This is a genomic window from uncultured Muriicola sp., from assembly GCF_947258935.1.
Lineage (GTDB): Bacteria > Bacteroidota > Bacteroidia > Flavobacteriales > Flavobacteriaceae > Muriicola.
The window spans coordinates 23,212-29,116 of record NZ_CAMYKH010000028.1; the positions used below are offsets into that span (position 1 = coordinate 23,212).

The 5,905-nt window shown below is 44.7% G+C and carries 5 protein-coding genes and 1 tRNA gene; 4 read left to right on the top strand and 2 right to left on the bottom strand.

Annotation, left to right across the window (positions count from 1 at the left end; genetic code table 11):
• The 3 genes from Q0X72_RS06885 to Q0X72_RS06895 all read left to right on the top strand — a co-directional run.
• On the top strand, positions 1-279 hold a 279-nt coding region (locus Q0X72_RS06885), incomplete at its 5' end, for a dihydrodipicolinate synthase family protein (protein WP_297763261.1).
• Between the two features lie 9 nt (positions 280-288).
• Positions 289-1,872: an aldehyde dehydrogenase (NADP(+)) gene (locus Q0X72_RS06890; RefSeq protein ID WP_297763264.1), complete on the top strand. Its 1,584-nt coding sequence runs from the start codon at positions 289-291 to the stop codon at positions 1,870-1,872.
• A gap of 7 nt (positions 1,873-1,879) precedes the next feature.
• Positions 1,880-2,887 (top strand): 4-hydroxyproline epimerase, encoded by a 1,008-nt coding sequence (locus tag Q0X72_RS06895; protein ID WP_297763267.1) that lies wholly within the window; start codon positions 1,880-1,882, stop codon positions 2,885-2,887.
• Between the two features lie 6 nt (positions 2,888-2,893).
• On the opposite strand, the gene Q0X72_RS06900 is transcribed toward Q0X72_RS06895, so the two are convergent.
• Both Q0X72_RS06900 and Q0X72_RS06905 read right to left on the bottom strand, forming a co-directional pair.
• Complete coding sequence (locus tag Q0X72_RS06900) at positions 2,894-5,095, bottom strand: molybdopterin cofactor-binding domain-containing protein (protein ID WP_297763269.1); 2,202 nt, start codon at positions 5,093-5,095, stop codon at positions 2,894-2,896.
• A gap of 28 nt (positions 5,096-5,123) precedes the next feature.
• Entirely contained in the window at positions 5,124-5,588 is a 465-nt protein-coding gene (locus Q0X72_RS06905) for a (2Fe-2S)-binding protein (protein ID WP_297763272.1), read from the bottom strand.
• Positions 5,589-5,801: 213 nt separating this feature from the next.
• Between Q0X72_RS06905 and Q0X72_RS06910 the strand changes: the two genes are divergently transcribed.
• A tRNA-Ser gene (locus Q0X72_RS06910) sits at positions 5,802-5,886 on the top strand.
• Positions 5,887-5,905: the final 19 nt, after the last annotated feature.

A 5,905-nucleotide genomic window follows, 5' to 3' on the forward strand; every position in this document is an offset into this window, starting at 1 on the left:
GAGACGGTTGCTATTTATGAGTTGGTAAAGGCAGGCCGAATACAAGAGGCGCTTTCAATTTACCGTTGGTTTATGCCATTATTAGAATTAGACATAAATCCGCAATTGGTACAAAATATTAAGATGGCCGAAGTGGCAACAGGTATAGGAACGGAATATGTACGACCTCCGCGATTACCGCTTCAAGGAGATGAAAGAGTACGTGTGCAAAGGATCATAGATAGAGGGGTTGCCAGCAGACCTGTGCTTCCTGAGTACCTGGAATTAAAAAGTAAATAGCAGAGAAATATGTTAGACGGAAAGAATATCATTGGATTTACACGATCAAAAAGGGGAACAAATACTTTTAAGACAATCAACCCTATCTTAAATATTGAGAATGAAATGGTCTACTACGAGGCTGCCCCAGAAGAGATTCAGGAAGCGGTATCCTTGGCCCACAAGGCCTCTTTGATCTATGCAGAAACCAGTTATAAACATAGGGCCAAGTTTCTTATGGCCATTGCAGATGAGATCATGGCCCTGGATCAAACTCTGATAGCTCAATATTGCTCGGAGACCGGTCTGCCAGAAGGCAGAGCCAAAGGGGAAAGAGGCAGGACAGTTAATCAATTACGAATGTTTGCTCAGATCCTGGACGAAGGATCTTTTGTGGAAGCGAGCATTGATACGGCCCAACCCGAAAGACTACCCGTACCCAAAGTAGACCTGCGTAAAATCTTGGTGCCACTTGGACCCGTGGCTGTTTTTGGGGCCAGCAATTTTCCATTGGCATATTCCTCCGCAGGAGGAGATACCGCAAGTGCCCTTGCGGCAGGTTGCCCGGTAATTGTAAAAGGACATCCCATGCACGCCGGGACCGGAAGTATGGTGTCTTCGGCAATTATTAAAGCTGCTAAAGATACTTCTATGCCAGAAGGTGTGTTTTCCCATCTCAATAGTAGCGGGCATGAAGTAGGGGAGGCCTTACTAAAAAATCCGTTCCTGAAAGCCGTAGGATTTACAGGAAGTATAAATGGAGGACGCGCCCTTTTCGATCTTGCTGCACAAAGAAAAGAACCAATACCTGTGTTTGCCGAAATGGGAAGTGTTAATCCGGTAGTCCTATTACCTGAGATATTAAAAACAGAAAACGAAAAATGGGCCAAGACCGTTGCACAGTCGGTTACTCTGGGGAGTGGTCAATTTTGTACCAATCCAGGCATCCTCATGGGAATAAAAAATTCCGATCTTAATCGTTTCACAGAGATTTTGGCACGGGAAATTAAGGAGGTTGTCCCGGCTAGTATGCTACACCCGGCTATTGCCAATAAGTATGATGATGGTAGGTCGCAAATGCAACAGCAAAAAGGAACTTCTTTGGTTGTTGAATTTTCGAAAGAGACAAACCCCAATGTGGGCAGGCCTGCTATTTTAAAAGTAAGCGCTGCAGAATTCAGGGAAAATCCCAAACTTCATCAAGAAGTTTTCGGACCTTTTTCCCTTCTGGTGGAATGCCAGAACATTGAAGACCTCGAAAGATGCGTTGAGCTCCTTGAAGGACAATTAACGGCTTCGGTAATAGGGACCACTGAGGAATTGCGGGGATATGATTTTCTATTGAAACAATTGGAGGCCAGGGTAGGCCGACTTGTTTTTAACGGAGTACCCACTGGGGTGGAGGTTTCTGCCTCCATGCAGCACGGAGGGCCTTATCCTTCTACTACGGATAGCCGATTCACAGCAGTAGGAGATGATGCTATAAAGAGATGGTTGCGACCAGTGTGTTACCAGAATTGTCCGGATGAATTGTTGCCGTCTGCCTTGCAAAATGCCAATCCCTTACAACTTCTAAGAAGAGTGGACGGAACGCTTACTCGCGCTAAACTATAATTGAGATATGGCGCAATATACCTTTCATTGTGTAGATGGACATTGCTGTGGTAATCCGGTCCGACTTGTAGTAAAAGGTGGCCCAGTGTTAGTTGGGAAAACTATGAGTGAAAAGCGCCAGCATTTTCTGACCGAATACGATTGGATAAGGAGAGGGCTCATGTTTGAACCCAGGGGTCACGATATGATGAGCGGCAGTATTCTTTACCCCCCTTCAGATCCTGAAAACGATTTTGGGATACTTTTTATAGAAACAAGCGGGTGTCTGCCTATGTGCGGACACGGTTCCATAGGGACCATTACACTCGCCATTGAAGAGAAGATCATTATCCCCAAAAAAGCGGGATATATAAGAATGGAAACTCCGGCCGGACTTATCACTGCAACCTATGAAATGAAAAAAGGAAAGGTGCTCTGGGTACAACTGAGTAATGTACCTTCTTATTTAGCAGCGGAAAAACTGGAGATTAATTGTCCAATTTTAGGAGACCTGGTTTTTGATGTGGCCTACGGAGGAAATTTTTATGCCATATTAGATCAACAAAAGAATTTTAAAGGCTTGCAGAATTTTAGTGCGAGTCAGCTTATTCAGATCAGTCCGGAAATTCGCAGGCGGATCAATCAGAAATATGCTAACACCTTTATTCATCCAGAGAATAAAACTATCCGTGATGTTAGCCATTTGTTGTGGACAGGGACACCGATTCATGAGGGATCTACGGCGAGGAATGCTGTTTTTTATGGGGAGAAGGCCATAGACAGGTCTCCCTGTGGCACAGGCACGTCGGCACGTATGGCACAATGGCATGCACAGGGTAAGTTAGCAGTGGGAACTCCGTTTATTCATGAAAGCATCATTGGTTCCCAATTTACCGGCAGCATTGAAGGCCTCACCAAGGTAGGGGGTAATGAAGCCATTATACCCGGTATTCAAGGCTGGGCAAGGCAATATGGGCATAACAATATTACCATAGATGAGGAAGACCCCTTTGCCAATGGATTTCAGGTTCTCTGATCTTTTTTATCCCAATACCCGTCTTTCTGTGCCCATAAAGGGTTGATCATAATACCGAACGCCTTTAGCTTTGTAAAGCGCATTTGCCAACGCTCCTATTGCAGGAGGAAGGCCTGGTTCTCCAAGTCCGGTAGGGGCAATTTCATTTTCAACAAAGAAAACTTCTATCTCCCTGGGTGCCTGGGAATGACGTATCAATTGGTATTTATCGAAATTCATTTCTTTGGGTGCCCCATTTTCGAAGGTCAACTGACTGTACATGCCATGACCAATACCATCAATTACCCCACCTTCTATCATATTCCTTGCACCATCCTTATTTACTACAATTCCACAATCAACAGCACACCAAACCTTTTGAACAACCGGTTGACCATTTTCTATGATCATATCGAAAATTTCTGCTACATAGGTAGAGTGGCAGAAGTAGGCCGCAACGCCACGATGAACACCTGCGGCAGAAGTACCCCAATTGGCTTTTTCCTTTACGAGTTTTAAAACACCGGCGTACCGTTCCGCTTCGTATTCATGCTCTGCACCAACAGGGTCATTGATGGCACGATCGAATAATTCTAATCTGAAATCTATGGGGTCCTTGCCAGCCAGTTCAGCCACCTCATCTAAGAATGACTGCTCTGCACCTGCCGTAAAATTAGACCTTGGCGCGCGCCATGCGCCTGTGGTTATGTTGGTATCTGCTTTAATTTTTTCAGCTGAATAATTCTCGACTGTCCCCGCTGGGAACCTGTTCGGAAATACGGGACCATCTGGCATACCAGCGCCTTTTACGGTAAAAGCGATCAGTTTATTATTTTCATCCAGGCCGGCTTTATAGACAGATTTATAAGTAGGGCGATAGGTCCCTTGTGTCATATCATCTTCCCGAGTATAAATAAGCTGCACCGGGCCACCTATTTTTTTCGAGATCGCAGCGGCTTCCAGGCCAAAATGCACATAGAGTCTTCGGCCAAAACCTCCTCCGATACGGGTCATATTTACCGTAATATTTTCTAGCGGTAGGCCAAGTAATTTGGCGACAGAACCCTCAAGGGCCTCCGGAGTTTGGGTTGGACCAATCAATTCGGCTGAATCTGCCGTAACATTGGCAAAGAAATTCATGGGTTCAAGGGTATTATGTGCAATAAAGGGAGCAGTATAGGAGCGTTCAATTACCTTGGCCGCCTTTTTAAATGCTGCCTCGGGGTTACCATCCCTTCTACTTTCCGTTACTTCCCCAGATGTAAGTGCTTTCTCTAGCCGCTCTCTGTGCATATTAGAATTTTCCAGGGTGCTTACGGTTTCCCAGTTCACTCTAAGCGCTTTTTTTGCCTGCATTAGAGGCCAGGTAGATTCACCTACAATGGCGACCAATTGTATAAATCCTTTTTCGTCGAACATACCGGGTTCATCTATAGAGGTATCGATGATAAAGGCATCTTTAACTCCTGGCATACTTTTTATCTCATCTTCATTAAAGTCCTTTACTTTCATCCCGAAAGCGGGTGGATGTTCGATCATTGCCAGTTTCATTCCATCCCTGTGGAAATCCCAGCCGAACAACGGTTTGCCGGTCACTATTTTCATACCGTCCACATTCTTCTGACTGGTACCTATAAGAGTAAAATCTTTTGGTTCTTTCAGTTCGAGCTCTTCAGGCACTTCAATGCCAACAGCTTTGGAAGCAATTTCACCATAGGAGATGGTTCGCTCTCCATTTGTTTCTTTGATGACGCCTTCACTGGCAGTAAGATCTCCTTTTTGCAATCCCCACTCTTTGGCAGCGGCTTCCAATAGCATATATTTTCCAGCGGCACCGGCCATACGCAAGGCGTTCCAGCTTAATCGGATAGAAAGACTACCACCGGCAAATTGATTTTGATAGAATCCTGTATTCAAAGGTGCCTGCTCTACTACCACATTTTCCCATGGCACATCTAATTCTTCAGCCACGATCATTGGCATGGAGGTTCGAACATTTTGACCTATTTCCGGATTGGGCGAATAGATGGTAACCATACCTGTTTCTCCAATCTTGATATACCCATTGATCTCAAACCATTCCTTTGGTACGGCCACACCGGCCTGTAACTCGGGTGAATTTGGTTTACATCCGTTGAGCCAGCTAAAGCCAATAAGCATGCCTCCACCTGCGGCGGCAGATACTTTTATAAAAGAACGTCTGTTGTAGTGTGTTTTTATCTTAGTCATGATAGTTGTATTAAAAGTGAGCCGGCTATTAAGCGTTTTCGGAATTAGCTGCGGTCTTGATTGCTTTCTTGATACGTGTGTATGTGCCACAGCGACAGATGTTCCCGTTCATAGCGGCATCTATCTGTTCATCTGTGGGATTATCGTTATGCTTTAAAAACGCAGCTGCGTTCATGATCTGTCCCGCCTGGCAATAGCCACATTGCGGCACATCGTGTTCTAACCAGGCTTGCTGTACAGGATGGTCCCCGTTTTCGGACAACCCTTCAATAGTGGTTATCGCCTGGTTACCTACTACAGAAACCGGCAATTGGCAGGAGCGCACTGCCACATCACCAAGGTGTATGGTACAGGTACCACATTGGGATATTCCACAGCCGTATTTGGTGCCCACTAAATTTAAGTGGTCTCTTAATACCCAAAGCATAGGAGTGGAAGGATCCACATCTATCTGGGTGTTTTTTCCATTGATGTTAAGATTGAAATTTGCCATAATAAAGGAGTCATAATTTGAATAGCTTGAATTTAATGAAAAATTTAATATGGTCCTTTCAATAATTCCATAAATAACAAAGATTTACTAACAGTCAGTGAAAGACTCCAAAGTATTATCCCGGATTACCGATCTGCCTTAAAGGGAAGGGATATTATTCTAAAAAAAATACTTCTGAGAACAAAAAAAGCTTCTTATATTTGCTGCCGCTAAGGAGGAATGGCAGAGTGGTCGAATGCGGCAGTCTTGAAAACTGTTGAGGGTCACACCTCCGGGGGTTCGAATCCCTCTTCCTCCGCAAAAGAAAACCCATAACG